The sequence below is a fragment of the Pseudomonas sp. GW821-FHT09H03 genome (assembly GCF_059415945.1).
Window position 1 is genome coordinate 149,148 of sequence record NZ_JBWKOF010000004.1, and the last position, 22,343, is coordinate 171,490.

A 22,343-nucleotide genomic window follows, 5' to 3' on the forward strand; every position below is an offset into this window, starting at 1 on the left:
GCTTGGCGGTATCAGGATCGCCGAGGTTTGACCCGCTCCGCGCCCGCTGACAGCTCATTAAACCCGTATCAAGTAGAAAGAGCCGGCTATAGCGGTTCTGTCCTTGCCTTGAACAATCGGTCTTGAAGCTCGGTGGGTACCGCTCGTGCGGTGGGCCGGGTCGCATAAATTTGAAATAAACGGCATTGCTCGACACAATCGCCCCCGATCCGGCCAACGCTGGCGGACGTTCGCGTTGAAAAGGGGCAGCAGTTGAACGAACAGACATTGTCCATGCGCCTGGAGCGCGTGGCCGCGCATGTGCCGGCGGGGGCGCGCCTGGCCGATATCGGCTCGGATCACGGTTACCTGCCGGTGGCGTTGTTGCGTCGTGGCGCCATCGTGTCTGCGGTGGCCGGCGAGGTGGCATTGACGCCATTCAGCGCGGCGCAGCGCACCGTGCGCGAGAACGGCCTGGAGAAGCACATCACCGTGCGCCTGGCCAATGGGCTGGCGGCGATCGAACCGTCAGACGGGGTCACCGCGATCAGCATCTGTGGCATGGGCGGCGAGACCATCCGCGACATACTCGACAGTGGCAAGTCACACCTGAGCGGCCTGGAGCGCCTGGTCCTGCAGCCCAACGGCGGCGAGGAGCCACTGCGCCAATGGTTGATGGAAAACGGCTTCTGCATCCTCTGCGAGGAAGTACTGCAGGAAAATCGTTTCTACTACGAAATCATCGTTGCCGAACGTACCGGCCCGGTGGTGTACAGCGCTCAGCAGTTGTATTTCGGCCCTCTGCAGATGCAGGCACGCAGCCCGGCGTTCCTTGCCAAGTGGCAGCGCATGCTGCGCGTGAAGCAACGGACCCTGACGCACTTTGCCCGGGCGCGGCAGGCCGTGCCCGAGGACAAGGTGCAAGAGATCGCCCGGCAGGCCATGTGGATCACCGAGCTGTTGGAATAATTGTGCGGCGATTGCAGAAGGCCGGCGCCGTCAACACGGGGCCTACCCACCAGCAGACAGGCGCCGACAAGCCGCCTGTTCAGCCTTGAGGATCGCTGCGCCCATCGCCGAATACAACGCGTCATCGATGATATCGGCGGCGCACAACCCCCAGGCGAAGCCTTGGGCGGTTGAAACGTGGGGCGGTTGAAATGTCGGAGCACAGGTGCTCAAAGCCGGGTTTATGCAAAACCGATAAATGACAGGATAAACAGCACAATCACTACTGCACCGACGATGTAGATAATATTGTTCATGGCATCACCTCTCCGTTTCGATTGGCTTGCGACACAGGGGTGTCTTAATACAGCTGACACCAGCGCGCGCAATTGCGTTCCGCAATCCATTGCACGGATGAGTGTGTTGCCACGCAGGCAAGCGTCAGCGCTGCTGCGACTCGTTCAACGCAAAGGTCCCAATGGAGGAGGCAGGCGGTGGATATGCCGTGGCCGATAGATGCCTGTTGCCCGACTGGGCAACAGGCGTTGATGGCTAGCGGTTAAAGCGTTCAGCGAGGCTGTGCAGGTACTCGGCCATGGCTTCCAGATCCTGGCTGATGGCGGCGCCTTGCTTGGCCTGTGCGGCGCTGTCGTCACACAGTTGCGCAATTCGCGTGATCTGTTGATTGATATCTTCAGTCACGTGGCTTTGCTCTTCGGAAGCCGACGCCATTTGCTGGCTCATGTCGGTGATGCGGCTCACGGCCTGGCTGATTCCCACCAGGGCTGACTGCACCGCCTCGACACGCTGCATGCTGTCGCGGGAAATCTGCTCACCCCGGCTGGCGGTGGTGACTGCCCGTTCGGCACCGACATGCAGCGAGGCGATGATGCCGTGGATCTGCTCGGTGGATGTGCGCGTGCGTTGTGCCAGTGAGCGTACCTCATCGGCAACCACGGCAAATCCCCGACCTTGCTCGCCTGCCCGGGCCGCCTCGATCGCCGCGTTGAGCGCCAGCAGGTTGGTTTGTTCGGCAATCGAGGTGATGACGTCCACGACACTGCCGATCGACTGCGTCTCGCTGGCCAATGCGTTGACCGCCTCGCCGATTTCGTTGACCGCCTCTTTCATCGTTGCCATGGCGTGCAGACTTTGCCGGGCCAGTTCACTGCCGTCGCGAGTCAACTGGTCGGCTTCGGACGCGGCATGGGCAGTACTGACCACGTTCTGCGTGACTTGCTGGTTCGTTGCCGCCATCTGCGAGATGGCAGCGGCAGACTGATCCGTCTCACTGCGCTGGCGATCAAGGGCCTGGGCTTGGGAACCTGAGAGTTCCGATGACTGTGCGGCCTTGGCCTTTACATTGATCCCGGCATCGACAAGTCGGCTCAAGGCGGTCTGCAAGCGAGCTTCCTCACTGAGCATGGCCATATCCAGTCGCCCCTGGGGACCGTGGTTGTCGCTATAAGTGAGCGCGACCAACGGGTCGGAAAACGCTTTCGGATGTTCGGCCAGAGTACGCTCGATGGCTCTGCGTTGCCGGGACTCGATCAAATACCAGGCGATAAACAGACTCGCCACCATGGCGCCCTGGGCCGCTGTTTTTGGCAGCCACTGATAGGCCGACAGAGAAATACTGGCTGCCATCAGTAATGGCCAGCCGTGTTGCAACGGGCGAAGAATGCGCGCGCTCAGCGAAACGATCGGCTTACCGGCGCGCATCCTTGCATAAAGTGCTGCTGCGCGACGCACCTGGTCGCGGCTGGGTACCGAGCGAACCGACTCGTAACCACTCATGCGACCGTTTTCATAGATGGGCGTGACGTAGGCACTGACCCAATAGAAGTCACCATTTTTCGCGCGATTTTTGACAATGCCCATCCAGGGTTTGCCTTGCTTGATGGTGTGCCACATGTGAATGAAGACCCCCGGTGGCATATCGGGGTGGCGAACCATGTTATGGGGCTGGCCGATCAATTCGTCGTAGGTGAAACCGCTGATGGCAACAAAGGCATCATTGCAATAAGTGATGCGGCTATCGAGGTCAGTGGTGGAGATCAATCGTTGGTCGGCGGGAAATATTCTTTCATGCTCGGTTACGGGCAAATTCACACGCATAGAGTGCGATTCCTCTTGGAATTATTAGTATGAGTCAGAGCATGTAATTCGGAACCATGGCGCAAGGCATCCAACAAGTACGCTGTGCTACAGCCTCCCCATGTACTTGTATGACACCGTGGCTCGCGCCAATCGGCTGGTCACCGACACTGCTGGCGATCGTTTCTACGCGAAAAATATGGCAGATGGCCATGCATTCAGCGACAAATACTTTTCAATCCATGACAACAACGGGGTGTTAAACGCAGATTATTCCAGGCGTGCAGCCGGGCAGATGTTCTGTGGGGGGCGGGAGTGGGGCGGGTAGGGGGATCGACCGAAGTCAGAGGTGGATCGACTGGCCGCACAAGTACGAATCCTCCCTGCCCGTTGGCCAGGAAAGGGAGGTTCGCAATGGACTGGCGTCCATGGTGCAGAATTGTGGCTGCGTACGCATCCATTCAGATGAAGCGCAGCCGGTTTACAAGGCTGGCGTTACAGCAACGAAATCGGGTAGCTGACGAAAATCCGGTTTTCATCGAATTCATTGGTGCTGAAGTCCCGACGAATGCTGGAGTTGCGCCACTTCACACTCAGGTTCTTCAAGGCGCCGGACTGAACGACATAGGCCAACTCCGATTCGCGACCCCATTCCTTGCCATCGGTGATTGCACCGATATGCACGTTATCGCCACTCAAGTAGCGGTTCATCATCGTCAGCCCGGGAACACCGACGGTTGCGAAGTTGAAGTCGTGACGAACCTGCCAGGACTGTTCCTGCGCGTTATCGAAACTGGAGTTGTAACTGTCGTTGGCCAAGGTCCCGCCGCTGGCACCGTTGACGCGCATCCACGCGGTATCTCCGGTGAGCTTTTGCAAGCCGACATAAAACGTGTTGCCGCCCAGTTTTGCAGAGAACAGACCGAAAGCGGTCTTGTTGTCCATGTCACCGGCCAGGCTGGCACCGTCTTCCTTGCCAATGAAGTAGCCCATGTTGGCGCCGAGCGTCCAGTCACCTACAGGCTGGCTGTGGCTGAGGCTGAAGTACTGTTGCTGGTAGATGTCCTGGAGCTCGTCGTACCAGAGCCCGACCGTAGTGCGCTTCTCGTTGAAGGTGTACTCACCGCCGCCGTAGTTGAATCGGTCGGAAGTGAACGCCGCTTTGCCGTTCATGGACATGTCTTCCATGCTGGCGTCATTGCGTGGGCTGTTCTGCCTGATCTGACCGCCATACAAGGTCAGCCCGCCGATTTCCTGGGAGGTAATCTGCGCACCACTGAAGGTCTGTGGCAACGAACGACCGTCGTCGGAGCGCAGAATCGGCAGTGCACTGACGAATTCGCCTACCTTTACCACGGTTTTTGAAACCTTGGCCTTGGCGGCAACCCCCAGCCGACCAAAATCATCAGCCGGACGCCCATCATCATGGACCGGCAACAGCTGGGTGCCACGGGTGCCTTTGCCACCGTCGAGCTTTTGCGAATAAAGCCCCAGTACATCGACGCCAAAACCTACCGGCCCCTGGGTATAGCCGGAGCGGGCATCGAGGATAAAGTTTTGCGTCCATTCCTCTGCTTTGTTCTGCGGTGCAGCGCTGGTCGGGTAGACGGGGTTGACGAAGTTGCGATTGATGTAGGCGTTGCGCAGATTGAGGGTGGCAGTAGCGCCCTCGATGAAACCGCTGTTTTCGTCGGCATGGACAACAGTCGTCGAGCCGGCACCGAGTGCCAGGGCCAGGCCGATCAATGAGTATTGTGCGGGCACGTTACGGCGAAAAGGGGTGTGGCGCATGTTGGTTTCTCGCAGTGAATTATTATTTTTTCAGCAGTGTTTTGCAGCCGGCGACGCAATTTCAGGTGCAGGCGGCCCTGGCAACAATTTGCCGAGAGACCGCCGTGCAAGCGTCTGGAGAAGAGGTAGATCAGTTGTTGGCTGACTGACGACGCAACAGGTCATCAATGGCCCGGATTGCCAGGGGATACCCATCGGCTCCCATGCCGCAGATCACCGCATTGACCGCGCCGGACATGATCGAGTGGCGATGCAGTTCATCGCGGGCATGGATGTTCGACAGGTGCAGTTCAATCAGCGGTGTACTGAGCAACTTCAGGGCATCGAGTACCGGAATCGAGTGAAACGAAAAGCCGGCCGGGTTGATGATCAGTGCCGCGCCTTGTTCGAAAGCCTCTTGAATCCAGTCGACCATCACGCCTTCGTGGTTGGTCTGGCGAAAGTCGCATACCAGGTCAAGTTCCTCGGCCAGCCTTTCACTTTGCTGGCGAATCTGGTCGAGTGTGGTGTGCCCGTAAATGTGCGGCTCACGACGACCCAGCAGGTTCAGATTAGGGCCGTTGAGGATGAAGACGGTGCGGTTCATGGTCGTCCTGCTGCGTTATTTGGAAAGAATGGCTGAAGCGCGAGTGTCGACCGCGTCGTCTTTGGCGACAGCGTTCAGGTCGATGCCGCGGGTTTCCGGACCGATGACGATCATTGCCAGCGAGATCAGGTTGATCACCGCGCACAGGGTCACCAGAGGCCACGGCGAGTTGTTCGACTGGCTCATCAGGTACACAGCGATCATTGGCATAGGGCCGCCGATGACCAGGTTCGCACCGGTGTAGGCCAGCGCCGAGCCCGAGTAACGGACCTGGGTCGGGAAGGCTTCGGCGAATGCCACCGGCTGAATGCCGCTCTGGAACTGGGTGAAGCCCAGGAACAGCCCCATGATCGCCATGATGGCAGGGACGTTCATCGTGTTGAGGATCGGGAAGTAGACGAACAGGATCAGCAAGGTCATGCACGAACCAAACGCCAGCGCCTTTTTACGGCCCCAACGGTCGGACAGATAACCACCGGCCAGCGCACCGAAAATCGCACACATGTTCGCCACCATCAGCGACATGAAGCCCGTCGACTGGCTGAAGCCCAGGTGCTTGGTCAGGTAGCTGAGGGAGAAAATCACGATCAGATAGAACAGTGCTGCGGGCGAGCAGAAGAAAAACATCAGGCGCAGGATGGTTTTGTAGTGGCCACCGACTGCGGATTTGAGTGGGCTTTTTTCCTGCTTGACCGGGGTCTTTTTCAAGGCGACGAAGGCCGGGGTTTCATCGACTTTCAGGCGAATGAAGATCGCGACAATCACCAGCACAAAGCTCATGAGGAACGGAATTCGCCAGCCGAAGCTTTCGAACTGCTCGCTTGAGAGTGTCGCTGCCAGGCCCATCAACACGCCGTTGGCCAATATCTGACTCAGTGGTGAGCACAAGCCGAGCATGCCCGAATAACGCCCGCGACGATCTGGGGTTGCGTGCTCCAGCGCCATCAGTTGCGCACCGGTGGACTCACCACCCAGAGCAAAGCCCTGGATGATGCGCAGCAGTACCAGAAGAATCGGTGCCAGGATGCCAACCTGAGCATAGGTAGGCAACAAGCCCATCAATACCGACGCCAGGCCCATCATGCTCACGGTGGCCAGCATCAGGTTGCGGCGCCCGAGTTTATCGCCAAGGTAACCGCAGGTAATGGCGCCCAAAGGCCGTGCCGCAAGGCCCACGCCGAAGGTCGCCAGGGAAGCGAGCAGGCCGGCAGTCGGTTCCATCGCCGGGAAAAACAGCTTGGGCAGAATGGTCGCCGACACGGCGCCATACAGGGTGAAGTCAAACCATTCCAGGGCGGTGCCAATGGTCGCGGCGGTCACCGCTTTGCGAGGCATGCGCAAATCAGGAGTCTCGTGACTGGTTGTGCTCATTGAGGTGCTCGTCATGTTTTTTATGGTTATGGGGTGCCCCTACGATCCAGTCCGGGCTAGGGCGCCAGCAGGAAACGTCGAAGTGAGTAGACGTTAACCGATACTGCCTGCAGAATAATTATCGAAATCCAGACAAATAGATAAGCCAGCCTTATGGGTGGATGAATATGGAACTGCGTCACCTGAAAGCCTTTGTGGTAGCCGCCGACCTGCAGCACTTCAGCCGCGCCGCTGAGCAACTGGGCATTGCGCAGCCGGCGCTGAGCCAATTGATGCGCACGCTCGAATCCGAGTTGGGGCTGGCGCTGTTCCGGCGGGAAAACCGTGGAGTTGCGTTGACCGCTGCCGGCGAGGCGTTCCTGCCCCATGCGCGGCAGTCCATCGAGTCCAGCGAGCTGGCAACCGCCGCCGCGCGGCGTGCCCGGCGCGGGGAAGTCGGCGAAATCAACATCGGCTATCACTCGGCGTTGTTCGAGGCCAATTTGCCGCAATTACTCCGGCATTACTTCAGCACCTTTCCCGAAGTCAAAGTGACGCTGGTGGATGCCGGTATTCGTGCGCAGTTCGACATGCTGCTCGACCACAAGCTCGATCTGGCCTTCGCACGGGTATTCAAGGATCACCTGCCAGACCGTTTGCGCACCCATCATTTCAGTCAATCCAATCTTGTGCTGCTCATGCCGGACAACCATGAACTGGCCGAGACTTTTGCCGGAGAATTGGCGATGTTGCGCCACGAGAAGTTCGTTTTCCTGCAGGACACCTCGGGTATCGGGCTGACCTCGCACACGCTTCAGGCCTGTCGCCAGAATCAATTGCATCCGAAGAACATCATGTACGTGCCGTCGCTGATGAGTATTCCCGGATTGGTTGCAGCGGGCATTGGCCTGAGCATCGTGCCTGAAACGATGACACGCCTGAGCATGCCGGGCATACGCATTGTACCCCTGGCTCAACCGGAGATGGTCAGTGAGTTGTCGCTGATTTCCAGGATCGACGAGCGTTCAAGCGCGGTGCTGCACTTTATCGAAGAGGCTCACGGGTGGGGATGAAGACTGTGAAGGACAGAGTGATGTAGCAGGGCGCTGGCATCGGCCGCCATCACTCGTCCGATGCCCAGCCAGGCGGGAGGTACTAGCGTTTGATCAGGGAAATTTTCGTCCCTTCGATGCTGACCCCGGCCATTAACCCTTGCTGGTCGAAGATGAAGGCGTACGCATCTTCTTTGAGAGTCGAGCTGGAGAGATTCTTCGACACCCCTTCATCGACTACAACAACCGTTGGCCCGACACCGATTTCCCAGCCCTTGGTTTCAGCTACGTATTTCACGGCTTTGTCGGACATCAGAAAAACCGCATAGCCATACGACTGGGCGCCAGCCTGCAGACCCCAGGATCCGCTGACGGAGTTGTAATAATCGACAACCTGGGTGCCTTTCATCAGTACGCCTTCACCATAGCTGCCGCCGAATACCAGGCCCGCCTTGATGATTTTCGGGAAGACGAGCACTGCCTTGGCCTGGCGTGCGATGTTTTCAGCAGCTGGATTGGCTTTGAAGAGACCTTGCAAGGCTTGTTTGGAGTCAGCATTCAGATCTTCGGCCGTGGCCGCGCCGGCGGTATTGAGGAGGCTGGCCGATGCCAATGTTGCGGCGGCGAGGAAGAACGACAGGAAGTAGCGCATTGATTGATTCATTTCCGTACTCCGATAGGGGAGCAGTGGATGGGATCAGCAGGCAGTACCTGAGTGAGGCAGGAACCGAGCCTGATGAAGTTATCCGGCGCACCCTGAAATTGAGGATTGCAAGCATCGCACTTGAGTGAAACTGGCCCAATGCCATTGAACAGGCGCGATGCCATCACCTGTTGTGACCACTGGGCAAGGGCAGGGTTCGTTGCCCGGACGTGGATCGAAAGAATAAATCGATTATCGTGCGCCGCGCTGTCTTCTCCATTATCTGGCCTGATCCTGACCTTTGTAAGGTAACCCAACCCGCGCCACCAATCCTCCACCCTTGCGATTGTGCAAAACCAGGTTCCCGCCCAGTTCACAAACGATCCCCCGCGCTGCCGAGAGCCCAAGCCCGACCCCGGTGGTGTCACGGTTGTGTGGTGACTCGAGGCGAAAGAACGGATCGAACACCCGTTGCAGTGCCGCTTCGGGAATACCCGGCCCCTCGTCGCTGACTTCGATGCAGACCCCATGCTCGTCACAACTGAGCGTGGTATGGGGATGCTTTCCATACTTCACGGCGTTTTCCAGCAGGTTGACGATCACGCGTTTGATGCCCAGGGGGCGGCCGTCATACACCAGCTGTGGGGGACCGGTGAAATCGATGACGATGTCCTGCTCTGCGTAGTCATCGATGATGATTTGCAGCAACTGCGACAAATCGAATGCAGTGGATTGCTCGCGCTGAAAGTCGTCGCGAAAAAAAGCCAGGGCGCCGTTGATCATCGATTGCATCTCCTGGACGTCGCTGATCAGTTTGCGCTGCTGGTCTGGATCCTCAATAAATTCGCAGCGCAGGCGCAATCGGGTCAAAGGCGCACGCAAGTCATGGGAGATGGCCGCGAGCATGTGCGTGCGTTGCGCGATGTAATGCTGGGTCTGCGCCTGCATGGCGTTGAACGCCATGATTGCCTGGCGTATCTCCAGTGGGCCCTCCATTGCGACTGGTGGTGCGCTGAAGTCTGCGCCGAAGCGCCTTGCGGCACTGGCAAGACCCTGCAATGGTCTGGCCAGTTGGCGCGTGGCAACCCAGGCGACCAGCAAGGCGGCGATCAACCCCGGGGTGATCACCCGGGCAGCCGCTGCTATCTGGTCCAGCAGGCCAGCAGGCTCGATGGATGGACGAGCCCAGGTGCCGGTCACCTGAACGAATAGCGCATTGAGCAGCAGCGATATCAGCATTGCCACGACGATGGTCAGGGCAATCCGTCGCCTGAGGGAGTCACGCCCCAACATCCGGCTGATCACGAATGGGTAACCCTGGCGGTGAACATATAGCCTCCATTGCGCACGGTACGTATCAGGTCCGGGCGCTTGCTGTCCGGTTCGATCTTGCGCCGCAGCCGGCTGACCTGCACGTCGATGCTGCGATCGTAGGCATCGTGGTCCCGGCCGTGGGTCAGGTCGATCAGTTGTTCGCGGGTGAGGATGCGCTGGGGGTGTTCGAGAAAGACCACCAGCAAGTCGAACTCTCCTGCGGACAGCGCAATCATTACCTGTTCGGGTGAGCGCAACTCACGGCAGGTAATGTCCAGGTGCCAACCTGCAAAGGCGATGACAGGCCGAGTCAATTCTCCGCCTTGGCTTTTCTGTTCACCGGCGCGACGTTGAACGGCGCGCAAACGCGCGAGCAGCTCTCTGGGGGCGAATGGCTTGGTCAGGTAATCGTCCGCACCCATTTCCAGGCCGACAACGCGATCGCTCAGCTCGGCCATGGCGCTCAGCATGATGATGGGGATCGCTGTTCTTGCCCGTACTTTCTGGCAGAGGCTCAGGCCGCCTTCACCGGGCATCATCAGGTCGAGGATGATGGTGTCCGGACGATCTTGCGCGATTGCCGCCCACATGGCCTCGCCATGAGGGGCTACTTGCACCTCATAGCCGTGCTGAACGAAGAATTTTTTCAGCAGGGACAGGATTTCCACATCGTCGTCGACGATCAGCAGTTTGCTCACGTCTGCACCAGTGATAAAGCGCAAGGAGGGGAGGGATGATCAGATCTTGCATCGAGCAACCGGCACGGCCGCTCGATGCAAGTGGGGCTTAGAAGAGAATATAAGCAGAGGCAGTTGTCTGATTCAGGTCGATGTCGCCGACCTCCAGCACTTCGTATTCCGCACGGATGCCGATGTTGCGAAACACATCAAATTCAACGCCCGCACCGTAGGTCAGATCCACGCCGGTGTCGTCATCGTTGGCATTGCCATCGCTATCCCAGGCGTGTGCACCGACGCTGCCAAAGAGTCGCACCCGATCTCCCAGGGGAAAGCCGAGATGGGCCGCGGCCTGGACGGACTTGCCATCAAAGTCCAGGTCCTTGTCTTCGAACTGGCCCAGATCAACGTAGGCGCCTTCGAACGCCAGATAGCTGTTGAGACGATAGCCGGCAAAAACCTTATAGCTGTTGTCTTCATCACTGAGCTGGGATTCGTCGGTTTCAATGCTGGTAACACCGGCGCCAAGATACAGGCCTCTGTCATCTGCAATCGCTTGAAAAGACAGTAACGAAAGCAGTGAAACGAAGCCAAGGTTTCTTAATAGCATTTGAGGCAGGGTCCTTCTACGGGTTGTCGATTGTTAGGGGTGTTTGCCAAGAATTTGAGTGAACGCCAGGACTGATAAAAATCATTGATTGATATTTTTGATTCACTTCATTCAGCGTAAGGATTGACGTTCATGGGGGGCTGAAAATGCCGCCTGGCCAATGCCTGCACAGAAAGCTCTTTGGAAAACAGCCACCCTTGAGCCAGTAGCACACCCTCTGAAGCCAGGTGCGGCAGTTGCTGCCTGGTTTCAACGCCCTCGGCGACGACCTTGAGCTTCAGCGCCTGAGCAATTTTGGCAATGTGGCGCCACAGGGCATCCTTGCCAGCGATCTTCTCGTGCGCGATGAATGAGCGGTCTATTTTCAGTATGTCGACAGGCACTGATTCGATGAGCGAGAGACTCGAATAGCCAGTACCAAAATCGTCGATGGCAATGCGATGCCCGCACGCTCGAAGCCTGTGCAATTGAATCGCTGCGCTTTTCTGGTCCAGCAAGGCTCGTTCGGTGACTTCAAAGACGATGGCTGAGGCCGGCATGTTGTACGTGGCGATGATGCTGGCGACAAAGTCCGCAAAGGTTTGATCTTGAATGTCTTGGGCGGAAATATTGACCGTGACGTAGAAGTTCTTGCACGCCCAGAGATAGGTGCTGTAATCCTCCGCAACCTGGCGTATGACCGAGCGCGTAAGTTCGCGGATCAAGTCGGACTGCTCCGCCGCCACGATGAAGACATCCGCCGGGACGCTGACGCCTTTAAAGCGCCAACGCGACAGCGCTTCGGCGCCGACCAGGTCACCGGTGCACAAATTGACGATAGGTTGGTAGTGAACCGCCAGTTGGTTCGCCCTTATGGCCTTGCGCAGTCGAACGGCGGTGGAGGTGTAATACCTTCGGGTCTTCCAGGTGATGAAGAGCAGTGCCCCGAACATGAGGACCAGGCCAATGAATAGCTTCCATCTGAGCGCTGTCAGGTCGCTCAGAGGCATTGAAATGACAGAGGTCAGTTCATCGCGATTACCCGCAAAGGCCACATAGACCTTGTCCGGTGAAGTACCGAGTTTGCCCACGGGAGGCAGCGCTTGCAGATTCAGGGGCCCTCGGCCCACTGGAGTAACGGAACTCACACCATCTGGACCGCGCAACTCCAATTGCACACCTTGCGGGATGTTCAAGTTGTCCAGAAGGATTTTCCTGTTGATCCAGACGTAGGTTGACTGCTCCGATACGATGATGAAGTCCTGATCTGCGGTGACGTCCTGGCCGGAACTGACTTCGTAGGATCGGCCTTGAATCGAGGTCCGGCTGCTAGGGCTGCCTATTGATACCGATGAAATTTCACGTCCGTAGGATGAACAGATCTTGCCATTGTCGAGCTGGACTGCAGCCTGGTAGATAAACCTGTAGTTTTTCACCAGATCGGCAATGTGTGCATATTGCCCGGCGGAGCATTGCTCGCCTGAACGATCGAAACTACCCAGCGAGCGCATAACTTTATCTATTTGCGTATTGGGTTCGACTTGAGCTGCGCGCAACTCCTCATGGATGGTAGTCAGGCGCTGTTCAATACGATATTTGGCGAGACTCCCGGCACAAAACCATGCGAAGGTACCGACCGCAGCACTTGCACATAAAGCGAGCGCGTACCTTTTGATCAAGGCTTTATACGCTGCAATCATAAGTAGCTCCGAAAACAGATTGACTCACCGGGCGGGGCGGTCCTGAGGAAAACAGGGCGGGGTCAGTAGTAGTCAATCAACCAGGCCAATGCAACGCCAAATAAATAGGCTGCAAGACAAAAGATGACTTTCTGTTTGAGCGGCAGTGAATTCAATCGGTAGCGCATGCTTGGTCCCTTGATCAAGAAATGGCCAATCCTGGCAATTGAGCTTGGCGGACGGAAATCATTGATTGTCATTTTCGCGCCTTGCGCCGCTTGAAGGCCTGTCAAATGCGGCGCGTGCGATCCTGCCCAGGCAGCGGGCCTGGTGGGTATTACGCTTTATTGCCGATGACGACGCTTCGCCATATCAAGATTCAACGTCGCGGCAATGCCGGTTTTGCAGAGCTGCGCCGGGCCGTTTCCGAAGGTATCTCTCCATAAGCATCCTGATAGGCCTTGGAGAACCGGCTCAGATGCTGGAAGTTCCAGTACATCGCCGTTTCGGTCACCGTTGGCCAGGTGTTGCGGATCAAGTCCCGACGCACATTGGCGAGCCTGAGATTTCGAATATACGCAATCGGCGATATTCCGAATGTCTCGACGAAACCGTGGTGCAAGGTGCGCGTCGAGGTTTCCAGGTGTTTTACCAGCGCCTTCATGCAAAGCGCCTTTTTAATATTCTTGTGGATGAACTCGATGGCCTCTATCGCAACCTTTCTTCTCGTCGGCACTTTAAGCGCAGAGCGGCCAACAGGTTTCAGTGCCCTGAGTAGCGCAATCAGCAGCGCGCTTTCCAGCGCTAAAACTTGCTCACTGCTGCGCGATTCTGCTGAAGGGGTTTTGGCGTCGACGGAGTAGGCGCTGATGGCCTGAATGGCAGATTGCATCAAACCGAAGTTAGCAGACTGAAAACGATGTTCCTTTCGATGTGCCAGTATATCGAAGGTCGAGTGGTTCTCGAGGCACTGTTGGTAATGTTCTAAAGTGGTAGTCAGGGTAAAAAGCGTTTCATTTGGCTCGCAGGTGTAGTGCACCGGCTCGTCGCTATACAGCACGATGATTTCGTTGGGACGCAACTCATGATTGTTTACGGTAGGACGGCCCACGGTAGCCTGGGAGATGGCAACGGTCACGCAGCCATGGGGAACCGAGCTGATCAGGGTGACAGCAGAGTCGAACTCCAGTCGACTGCACTGGATCCTGGGGCTATGGATCAGTTTATGTTGTCGAATGCTTGCTTCTTGCTCTGATGGCGTGAGGCTGACTTCCCACCGGCCAATTTTTCTATTGGCGTTTTGCTCGGGAGTAGAAGTTATATGAAAGACTTCGTCAGGGATGCTCATGGAGTTGAACGCTCTTCAGCTAAATGGTAAGTGCCAGGCAATGTCTGTCAAAGGCGGAGAAGTTGCTTGTGAATGCAGGAATCGATTAAGACGCAACGGTCCCTGAGTTGGCCTCGACACTGGTGTTGTTTTTCTCAGGGGTGGAAATGGAAGACTCCGGCGTCAGCTCCAGCTCAGCTGAAAAAACATAGGCATCGTTCAAGGGTATATCCAACAGGCTTTCAAGCTTGCTCGGTGCGATACGCGAGCCAAAGATGGCCGACTGTTGTGAACCCAAAGCAGCAGCATTAAAGGCGGCAAGATCATTGGCACGATAGTCAGTGCAAATTTTATAGCTCTTCTGTTCGTCGCTCAGGGTCTTTTTGCTACTTGCAATACGGGTCTGTTCGACATTACAAGGCTCTTTGTCATAGGCCATCGCCTTGACCGAAAGCAATACACCAAAGGTTGCGGTTGCGATATTTTTCAGCTGCATGACGTGCTTTCCTTATTAATGATTTATCAGTCAGAGCAAAGTGTCGGCCGCTTTGCTGTCACGGCCTGGTTCGAAGATGTTCTCGCTCCCACGATGCGTATAGAAGTCAAAAAGTCATATTTTCGAAAATCAAATGGGCAATCTGTTGGCAGGTCACGCAAGGAGTAGTTTCGCCCTGGATGACAACGCAGGCTGCCAGGCAAAAATCATCATCAAAGTGCAATGAATGAAAAGTCGTTTTCGTCGGCAGTATTCTGTGGTGGCAAAGGGAGGTCGTCATCAACGACCCCTTCGTCGTCATGGAGTTCGTTTTCGGAGTAGATTTTCAGGTGCGACATCTTCAGCTTTTCATTCGGACTCAATTCTATTTCGTAGAATTCGATTTCCGTGCTGCCGATCGAGTGTTCGTTATGCGCCATCGAATGAAACGGCAGCACCGCGAGCGTTAACGCTGCCAGGACTCTGCACATCATAGGCATGATGGCTCGCAAATTTGTGTTTTCACCTGACCCCCCAGGAGATGCTGTCTCGGATGAACCATGAAGCTCAAAATGGCGTCAACAGGCATCATGATTGTTGAAAGCGTGGAGCCGGCCTCGTACCGATTGACGGCAGCGCGGCTCCGAAAGCTATAGGGGGGCGACTTTGGAAGGCGGGGGCGTCTGATTCAAATTAGTAATTATTATTTTCTTGTCGAATCGGCATCAGGGAGGCGGCGCTCGTCGACTCCTGGGGCCTCGATCAGGCTGGGCGTGACGTCATCGGCCAGCGAAGGCTCAATGGTTCATGCAGCGCAAGCGACCCAATTCGTGGACATAAAAACATACTGCGTTTTTATTGTTGGTTGGAATCAGTTCATAGTTCAGAACAGCGCCTTCCTGCAGAACGTACTGGCGTCTGAAAAAGAGGTCGGGTGTCTTTTCTATGGCGAACAGCTCGTTATCCTGGCTCAGCCTGACGTTACTGATTTTTATCTGAACGTGATGATTGCTTTCCCGGATCACATCCGCGGAAATAGTCGCGTTACGGATTTTTCCGTTCAGGCTTTCCAGCGTCGTTTGTGTCAGTCGGCCATGTCCGATGGTCAAATATTCTTCAGTGTTGAGCTGATTCAAATCTTCGAGCCACTGCCGGGTGATTGTCTGGTAGCTCGTATTTTCCATGTAATAGGATGGCGAATAGATCAATGAAAAAATACAGGCAGCGTTGATAATGCCCAGCACTACCCAGTGAGCCATTGAAGGTATGCCTGGCTTCATATCGTTGCTTCCATACATTGGCGAATCATCAAGGCAAGGTCTTTTTGATCGCTATTCAATTGCAGGTTTGCGGTGCTCATGTCCGGGCGAATGCAAGAAACGGAATAGTTTGATTTAAACAGATTCAGCCAGACTTCGCCTTTTAGATTGGGTGAGGACTGTTGCACCTGTTGCGCCGTAAGATCACGCAGTGATTCAGCCTCAGTCACGCTGTGTGCGACCGCATGGATGACCAGTTCGTTTTGTTTAAGGCTGGCAATTTCGATTTTCGGTGTATCGAAGCCTGAGTGGAAACCGGTGAAGGCGCACACGCCCAGGGTCAAGACATAGCCCAGGGACTGAATCTTTGTAATGTAAGTTGACTTCGCGGGCTTTTCTTCAGGCAACAAGACATCGTCGGTAGCGGTGGGTACAACTTCCTCGACGACGGGCGCAACCGGTTGTTCCGTTTTATCCGTAGGCATCGGCAAGTCAGTTGGTGTATCCACAACGTAGTGACGATTGAAGCAATAGCCTCTACGAGGAACCGTCATCAGAATCTCGTGATCCCGGCTGTCATTGAGTATGTTTCTAAGGGAGAAGACGGCCTGGTTCAAACTTCCGGAGGCGACGACGCGGTCATTCCAGGTGTAGTCGATGATCTCCTCACGGCTTTTGGTCTGGCCGGGCTCCATGAGCAGCAGGTCCAATAGACGCGATTCAGCTCGGCCTATCGTGGAGCTTTGTACATCGCCATGGGGTGACGTGATGGAAAGCAAAGCGGTGTCTGGGTCGAAAAGGGCCATGGCACCATTTTTCAACTTGAAGGCGTAGCGCATGGGAGTCCTCCGTTCAGGTGTTTCTGGCTGAGTGTCGAGACGATGCGATGGGCTGGAGTTACCGCTATGCATTCTGGTCGGCGGAGATGAATAGCCGTGTGCGGGCAAGTGCGCAAGGTGCAGAAGGAGCCATTAGATGATGCTGGGACAGCCCATCAAAAATCTCACTGGAATCAAGCAAGGGTAATCCACGGGGTTTCAATCGGGGGCAGTAATGATGCCCGCTAAGCGTGATTTGCGCTATCCGAAAAGTGCGAGCAAGGGCGCCGGGGCGCATGAGACAGGGCCGCAAGCGCGGCTGCCGGCAGAACTGATTCGTATTTGCCGAGCTACTGGCCGTGGCCAGTCTAGTCGCGTTCGAGGCTCGAAGGCGTGAAGGTTAAGACAGGCGTCGATGTTGCCTTCACGGTGCCAAAAAGCGGCGGGCTCAAGGCAGAACGTTATAGCCGCGCTGTTGCAGGCAACTGCTGTAAACGGAGTTGTTGGCGGTGATGTTTTGCTCGGTGGCGCCCATGTTCTCTCTGCGCTCCTGACGTTGTCTTGAAGCACCGACAACCGTGCCGGCCGCCGCGGCACTGTGCGCACGGTTCTGGCGATAGTCTTGCTTGATATCGTCGTCGACCTGGTCATAGACATTGTCATGTTGACGGCCCCGGGACTCAGCGGCAACGGCCCCGGCGACGGCGGCCGTGGTAGCGCCTTTGACCCGGCCGCCCGTTGGCGCTGGTGTCTGAATCGGGAACTGAGCATTGGCCTGTGATTGGCAGGCGCTGGTGTCTTGCTGGATCGTCTGGGAACTCTGGTTTTTGAGTGGAACGACGGTGACCGCCAACGCACTGGTGCTTGCGAGCACTAGCACGGCCGGTAAGGTAAAGGTCAGTATTTTCATCTAGTCGGACTCCCGTCAGGCGCAATTGCGTGGCATGACGATTTGATCAGGCAGGTGTAGCAAAATAGCCATTGTGAAACCCCATGCCCCGTATGCCCGTGATGCCATCCCATGACAATGGATGACAGGCAATTGAACGGTTGTGATGGGGTATCCTGCAGTTGTTACTGTTTGTTAAGCATCGCCTGCATATCTTTGCTCATGCCGTTGAGTGCGGCCTTGAAATCATTGGCAGCGATTGGCTGGCTGGCATTTTTCAATGTCTCGCCGAAGACCTTGCGTACCACCTTGGCTACCGGCAGACCGGTTTTCGCATCGAGCAGGTCGGCTTCGATATACAACTCGGCAGTCTGATCGCGATGACCGGTGGCAGCCTGGGTGGCACCGACGATAGCGGCGATGGGTACCGCCTCATACCAATGCATGCCTTCGTTGTTGGCGCCGACTTCGGTGATTGCCGCGTTCAGGATCAATGTCCGTGAATGGGCCGGTGCTTGCTGGGCATTCGGGACGATCTTGTAGGAGGGGGCAACGGCGTTTTTGACACTGTTGCTGGCCATGGTCTGCACATCTTGCAGGGTTTTGAGGTTAACGCGTTCGGTCGCTTTCGGCGCCGGGTACAGGTCTACCTGGTTGAACACGACAGTGGAGTAGGCTTTGGGATCAAACCCCGGGGCTACCCAGCGCAGCACCTTCTGTTCAGACGGGGTGGTTTGCTCTTCCAGGCCCTGGTAGTTGGCCAGGAAGCCGGAATACTGTTCTTGTTCCGTTACCTTCGATACACAACCGACCTGAAACACGCAGCTCAGGGCAATACCCGCAATCCATTTATTCGACATGGTCATGTGTTCTGTTCTCTAGTTATGAAAGTTGTCATTCAGGTTCCAACCTGGCCCCGGTACCGACCCGAGCTACGCAAAACTTGCGCTTGCACGTCGGTCATATGCGGGGCGGATGCTCGCCGCAGCGGCTGGAGAATCCGAATCAAAAACCCTCAATAACTATTAAACAAAAGCGTAAATGCCTATCAGGGCAGATGACTTACAAGCTTCACACGCTTGGGGTATCCCGATCATCCAGGTGCAGATCAGGCACTGGCATCGTCTTCATGCTCATCGGCGAACGCCATGAGTACCTTCAGATCAAGCACATCCAGCTTGATCCGGGAGATGAAGGCAGAGAAGGCCAGATTGGCGGCCAGACGCCGCAGGTCAGAGGCCCAGGCCGGCTGATAGACCGGACCCTTGAGCCATCCGGAGTCGAAAAGCGGAGCCAGGCGTACGGTGTCCCCAAGGCTCAGGCGCCCGGCAAACAGATGGCTTACCAGTTCCGGGCGGTTGTCGCGGATGGCGATACGCAGCAGGGTATGCACGCCGAGCAATCCTGTCAGGTAGGCGGCGTCCTTGGTGAACGCCGAGCCTCCATGCAGGGACGCACCGCGGAAAATCCTTTGGCTCGAGCGGAAGGACTCCTCCTGTGACTGACCGGCGGCCAGGAAACCTTCAAAGACCTCGATGAAATCGGCGCCATCGAGCGCCTGTTTTACCGCGACCACGCGCAGGGCCAGGCGCCGCAGGCGGTTGATGTCCATGCTGGCGGTAAACAACTCGGCCAGGGTGGCAATGCCTTCCTGGGTCTGGGTGGTGCGTGGCGCCCCCAGGCCGAGGCTTTTAAGATTGGGTTGCAGAGCTCCGTTTTGTGCAGTGGCGACGTGCACAAAGGCCTCATGCTGCAAGAGCTGGTTTTTGTCCAGTTCGCAAAACAGGGCGTTGGCACGCAAACGGATGCGGCTCGACCCGGCGATGGCTTTGGCGGCCAGGGTCGTATCAAGCACCACAGTTACCTGACCGGGGCCAAAGAAAGCGTCCAGTTCCGGCTGCATCCAGGCCGCGAAGTCCTGAGCCGGAATGTCGGCCGGGCTCGGTGGAATCCGCGCACCGCCCAGGAGTGCGTCGGTGGTCTTGAGGAAAAATTCTGCCGCGTCGAGCATGCTCAGATTGAGGCTCGGGTAAATGAAATCCGGGCGTCGGTACAAGGCTTGGGAATATTGAGTGAAAGCGGGCGTTCCAATGGCGCCCAGCATGCGTGCGGCCGTGGCATAGCTGCGTGCGGTCATGGCGAGGTAGTTTGCGGCCGGATGTCCCACGTCGCAGCGATCGATGAAGGATTCCAGGGCGGCGATGTCGGCGCTGTGCTCGCGCGGGTGCAGTTCTACAGCGGGCAACTGTGGTTTGCCGGCGCGCCAATGGGCCAGGAATGCCTGCTCGACACCATCGGGCCAGGAAAGGGCGTCGAGCACGCGAATCTTGCGGGCCAAACCTGGCAGAGCGGCATCGAGTTCGCACAGCGGGGCGGCGCTCATGGCGTTCTCCTTGAGAGACTTTGCCATTGCAAAGCTTAGCCCCTGTGCGTCGCAACAGGGCGATGGCGGCCCTTTTTCTCACTGAAAGACAAGACTTCAGGATGAAAAGCCGGATAATGGCGGCCAATTCGCTTAGCTCGTTATTCTGGTAATCCCGCATGGAAATCAAGGTCAACTTTCTCGACAACCTCCGACTTGAAGCCAAGTTCGATGACTTCACGGTGGTGGCCGATCAACCTATTCGCTATAAGGGCGATGGCTCGGCACCGGGTCCGTTCGACTACTTCCTGGCCTCATCGGCTCTGTGCGCGGCTTATTTTGTGAAGTTGTACTGCGACACCCGCAATATCCCAACGGAAAACATCCGCCTGTCGCAGAACAACATTGTCGACCCGGAAAACCGCTACAACCAGATTTTCAAGATTCAGGTCGAGTTGCCGGCGGATATCTCGGCCAAGGACCGCCAGGGCATTCTGCGTTCCATCGACCGTTGCACGGTAAAAAAGGTCGTGCAGACCGGACCGGAGTTTGTGATCGAGGAAGTGGAAAACCTGGACGCCGATGCCCAGGCATTGCTGATGCCGAACCCGGCTTCGGATGCAGGCACGTACATTATGGGCAAGGATCTGCCGCTGGAGCAGACCATCGCCAATATGTCGGGCATTCTGGCCGACCTGGGCATGAAGATCGAAATCGCTTCATGGCGCAATATCGTGCCCAACGTATGGTCGCTGCATATCCGCGATGCGCACTCGCCGATGTGTTTTACCAATGGCAAGGGCGCGACCAAGGAAGGCGCATTGGCCTCGGCCCTGGGCGAGTTCATCGAACGCCTCAATTGCAACTTCTTCTACAACGATCAGTTCTGGGGCGAAGAGATCGCCAACGCGGCGTTTGTGCATTACCCGGACGAGCGCTGGTTCAAGCCAGGCGCTGGCGATGCGCTGCCGGTTGAAATACTCGACCCGTACTGCCTGGACATCTATAACCGCGATGGCGAGCTGCGAGGCTCCCATCTGTACGACACCAACTCAGGCAATACCCAACGCGGCATCTGTTCGCTGCCCTATGTGCGCCAGTCCGACGGCGAGGTGGTGTATTTCCCCTCCAACCTGATCGAAAACCTGTACCTGAGCAACGGCATGAGTGCCGGTAACACCCTGGCTGAAGCGCAGGTGCAATGTCTGTCGGAGATTTTCGAGCGCGCGGTAAAACGCGAAATTCTCGAAGGTGAAATGGCACTGCCTGATGTGCCTCAGGAAGTATTGGCGAAATATCCGGGCATTCTGGCCGGTATCCAGGGGCTGGAAGAGCAGGGCTTCCCGGTGCTGGTCAAGGATGCGTCACTCGGTGGCGAGTTCCCGGTGATGTGCGTGACCTTGATGAACCCGCGCACCGGCGGTGTATTTGCCTCGTTCGGCGCGCACCCAAGCTTTGAGGTGGCGCTGGAGCGCAGTCTGACCGAGTTGCTCCAGGGCCGCAGTTTCGAAGGCCTGAACGATCTGCCTGCGCCAACCTTTGAGGGGCACGCGGTAACCGAGCCGAATAACTTTGTTGAACACTTCATCGATTCCAGCGGTGTCGTGTCGTGGCGCTTCTTCAGTGCGACTTCCGATTATGAATTCGTCGAGTGGGATTTTTCCGGCAAGGGAGAAAACTCCAATGCCGAGGAAGCCGCGACCTTGTTCGGCATTCTCGAAGACATGGGCAAGGAAGTGTACATGGCCGTGTACGAGCACATCGGTGCAACGGCCTGTCGTATTCTGGTTCCCGATTACTCGGAAATTTATCCGATCGACGATCTGATCTGGGACAACACCAACAAGGCACTGTTGTTCCGCGCCGACATTCTCAACCTGCACAGCTTGAGCAAAGTGGGGCTCAGAACACTGGCCAAGCGTCTGGAAGACAGTGAGCTGGACGACTACACCGACATCACCACCTTGATCGGCATCGAATTTGACGACAATACGCCCTGGGGCAAGTTGACGATTCTGGAACTGAAGCTGCTGATCTACGTTGCCTTGCAGAAGTTTGAAAAGGCCAAAGACCTGGTTGAAGCCTTCTTGCAGTACAACGACAACACGGTGGAGCGCGGGTTGTTCTACCAGGCCTTGAACGTGGTGCTGGAAGTGCAACTGGACGACGATCTGGAACTGGACGATTACGAAGTCAATTTCCGCCGGATGTTTGGCAATGAGCGGATGGACGCTGCGATCGGCTCAGTGGACGGCAGCGTGCGTTTCTACGGCTTGACGCCTACGAGCATGAAGCTGGAAGGGCTCGACAGGCACCTGCGGCTGATCGACAGCTATAAAAAACTGCACAAGGCGCGAGCTGCTGTGGTGGCGTCAGCGAAGTGATCGCGCTGACAAAAAAGCACCTCGGGTGCTTTTTTGTTTTGCTGGCCAGATAATCGTCTAGATTCATACCGGTAGGTCGTGGTCTTGATTGCGCAAAACTATTGAAAAAAACTTCTATTAGCTT

Annotated in this window: 20 protein-coding genes and 2 pseudogenes; 3 read left to right on the forward strand and 19 right to left on the reverse strand. The window is 56.5% G+C overall.

The features are described 5' to 3' along the window. Nucleotides 1-252: 252 nt before the first annotated feature. Nucleotides 253-948, forward strand: a complete 696-nt coding sequence (locus AC07OG_RS07315) for a tRNA (adenine(22)-N(1))-methyltransferase (RefSeq protein ID WP_495066598.1) — start codon at nt 253-255, stop codon at nt 946-948. 531 nt (nt 949-1,479) lie between these two features. Here the strand turns inward: AC07OG_RS07315 and AC07OG_RS07320 are convergent. The 5 genes and pseudogenes from AC07OG_RS07320 to AC07OG_RS07340 form a co-directional block, all read right to left on the reverse strand. Continuing rightward, a pseudogene (locus tag AC07OG_RS07320) lies at nt 1,480-2,454 on the reverse strand (methyl-accepting chemotaxis protein); the annotation flags it as partial. A 279-nt stretch (nt 2,455-2,733) separates the two neighbouring features. Then, nucleotides 2,734-3,045 (reverse strand): annotated as a pseudogene (locus AC07OG_RS07325) (PAS domain-containing protein); the annotation flags it as partial. A gap of 474 nt (nt 3,046-3,519) precedes the next feature. After that, nucleotides 3,520-4,815 (reverse strand): OprD family porin, encoded by a 1,296-nt coding sequence (locus AC07OG_RS07330; RefSeq protein WP_495066599.1) that lies wholly within the window; start codon nt 4,813-4,815, stop codon nt 3,520-3,522. Between the two features lie 130 nt (nt 4,816-4,945). Then, nucleotides 4,946-5,401 carry a type II 3-dehydroquinate dehydratase gene (locus AC07OG_RS07335; RefSeq protein ID WP_060542180.1) on the reverse strand — a complete coding sequence of 152 codons (456 nt, stop codon included), beginning with the start codon at nt 5,399-5,401 and terminating at the stop codon, nt 4,946-4,948. A gap of 15 nt (nt 5,402-5,416) precedes the next feature. Continuing rightward, nucleotides 5,417-6,772 (reverse strand): MFS transporter, encoded by a 1,356-nt coding sequence (locus AC07OG_RS07340; RefSeq protein ID WP_495066600.1) that lies wholly within the window; start codon nt 6,770-6,772, stop codon nt 5,417-5,419. 167 nt (nt 6,773-6,939) lie between these two features. On the opposite strand from AC07OG_RS07340, the gene AC07OG_RS07345 reads away from it, so the two are divergent. Further along, entirely contained in the window at nt 6,940-7,824 is an 885-nt protein-coding gene (locus tag AC07OG_RS07345; RefSeq protein ID WP_060542178.1) for a LysR family transcriptional regulator, read from the forward strand. A gap of 82 nt (nt 7,825-7,906) precedes the next feature. Here AC07OG_RS07345 and AC07OG_RS07350 read toward each other — a convergent pair whose 3' ends face one another. The 14 genes from AC07OG_RS07350 to AC07OG_RS07415 all read right to left on the reverse strand — a co-directional run bounded on the left by AC07OG_RS07350 (nt 7,907) and on the right by AC07OG_RS07415 (nt 19,856). Then, nucleotides 7,907-8,467, reverse strand: coding sequence for a lipid-binding SYLF domain-containing protein (locus AC07OG_RS07350; RefSeq protein WP_060542177.1), 561 nt, complete (start codon nt 8,465-8,467; stop codon nt 7,907-7,909). A 258-nt stretch (nt 8,468-8,725) separates the two neighbouring features. Next, complete coding sequence (locus AC07OG_RS07355) at nt 8,726-9,751, reverse strand: ATP-binding protein (protein ID WP_495066601.1); 1,026 nt, start codon at nt 9,749-9,751, stop codon at nt 8,726-8,728. Then, nucleotides 9,748-10,458, reverse strand: a complete 711-nt coding sequence (locus tag AC07OG_RS07360) for a response regulator (RefSeq protein ID WP_495066602.1) — start codon at nt 10,456-10,458, stop codon at nt 9,748-9,750. The genes AC07OG_RS07355 and AC07OG_RS07360 overlap by 4 nt, the downstream gene beginning before the upstream one ends. 88 nt (nt 10,459-10,546) lie before the next feature. Beyond that, nucleotides 10,547-11,047 (reverse strand): outer membrane beta-barrel protein, encoded by a 501-nt coding sequence (locus AC07OG_RS07365; RefSeq protein ID WP_060542174.1) that lies wholly within the window; start codon nt 11,045-11,047, stop codon nt 10,547-10,549. A 107-nt stretch (nt 11,048-11,154) separates the two neighbouring features. Next, the gene (locus AC07OG_RS07370; RefSeq protein ID WP_495066603.1) at nt 11,155-12,726 is read right to left on the reverse strand and encodes an EAL domain-containing protein; all 1,572 of its coding nucleotides are present in this window, start codon (nt 12,724-12,726) and stop codon (nt 11,155-11,157) included. A 62-nt stretch (nt 12,727-12,788) separates the two neighbouring features. Then, nucleotides 12,789-12,965, reverse strand: coding sequence for a hypothetical protein (locus tag AC07OG_RS07375; protein WP_156465511.1), 177 nt, complete (start codon nt 12,963-12,965; stop codon nt 12,789-12,791). Nucleotides 12,966-13,084: 119 nt separating this feature from the next. Continuing rightward, entirely contained in the window at nt 13,085-14,053 is a 969-nt protein-coding gene (locus AC07OG_RS07380; RefSeq protein ID WP_060542172.1) for a helix-turn-helix domain-containing protein, read from the reverse strand. Nucleotides 14,054-14,138: 85 nt separating this feature from the next. Beyond that, on the reverse strand, nt 14,139-14,528 hold the full coding sequence (locus AC07OG_RS07385) for a hypothetical protein (protein ID WP_495066604.1): 390 nt from the start codon (nt 14,526-14,528) through the stop codon (nt 14,139-14,141). Between the two features lie 212 nt (nt 14,529-14,740). Next, nucleotides 14,741-15,007 (reverse strand): hypothetical protein, encoded by a 267-nt coding sequence (locus tag AC07OG_RS07390; RefSeq protein ID WP_495066605.1) that lies wholly within the window; start codon nt 15,005-15,007, stop codon nt 14,741-14,743. A 297-nt stretch (nt 15,008-15,304) separates the two neighbouring features. Next, entirely contained in the window at nt 15,305-15,787 is a 483-nt protein-coding gene (locus tag AC07OG_RS07395) for a hypothetical protein (RefSeq protein ID WP_060542169.1), read from the reverse strand. Next, a complete protein-coding gene (locus AC07OG_RS07400; protein ID WP_495066606.1) occupies nt 15,784-16,605 on the reverse strand; it encodes a winged helix-turn-helix domain-containing protein in 822 nt (273 codons plus the stop codon). Before AC07OG_RS07400 ends, AC07OG_RS07395 begins: the two co-directional genes overlap by 4 nt. Nucleotides 16,606-17,032: 427 nt before the next feature. Next, nucleotides 17,033-17,494, reverse strand: a complete 462-nt coding sequence (locus AC07OG_RS07405; protein WP_495066607.1) for a hypothetical protein — start codon at nt 17,492-17,494, stop codon at nt 17,033-17,035. A 164-nt stretch (nt 17,495-17,658) separates the two neighbouring features. Next, nucleotides 17,659-18,339, reverse strand: a complete 681-nt coding sequence (locus AC07OG_RS07410) for a DUF3313 domain-containing protein (RefSeq protein ID WP_495066608.1) — start codon at nt 18,337-18,339, stop codon at nt 17,659-17,661. Nucleotides 18,340-18,581: 242 nt separating this feature from the next. Next, on the reverse strand, nt 18,582-19,856 hold the full coding sequence (locus AC07OG_RS07415; protein WP_218423089.1) for a peptidase MATCAP family protein: 1,275 nt from the start codon (nt 19,854-19,856) through the stop codon (nt 18,582-18,584). 158 nt (nt 19,857-20,014) lie between these two features. On the opposite strand from AC07OG_RS07415, the gene AC07OG_RS07420 reads away from it, so the two are divergent. Beyond that, entirely contained in the window at nt 20,015-22,219 is a 2,205-nt protein-coding gene (locus tag AC07OG_RS07420) for an OsmC domain/YcaO domain-containing protein (protein WP_495066609.1), read from the forward strand. Nucleotides 22,220-22,343 lie beyond the last annotated feature (124 nt).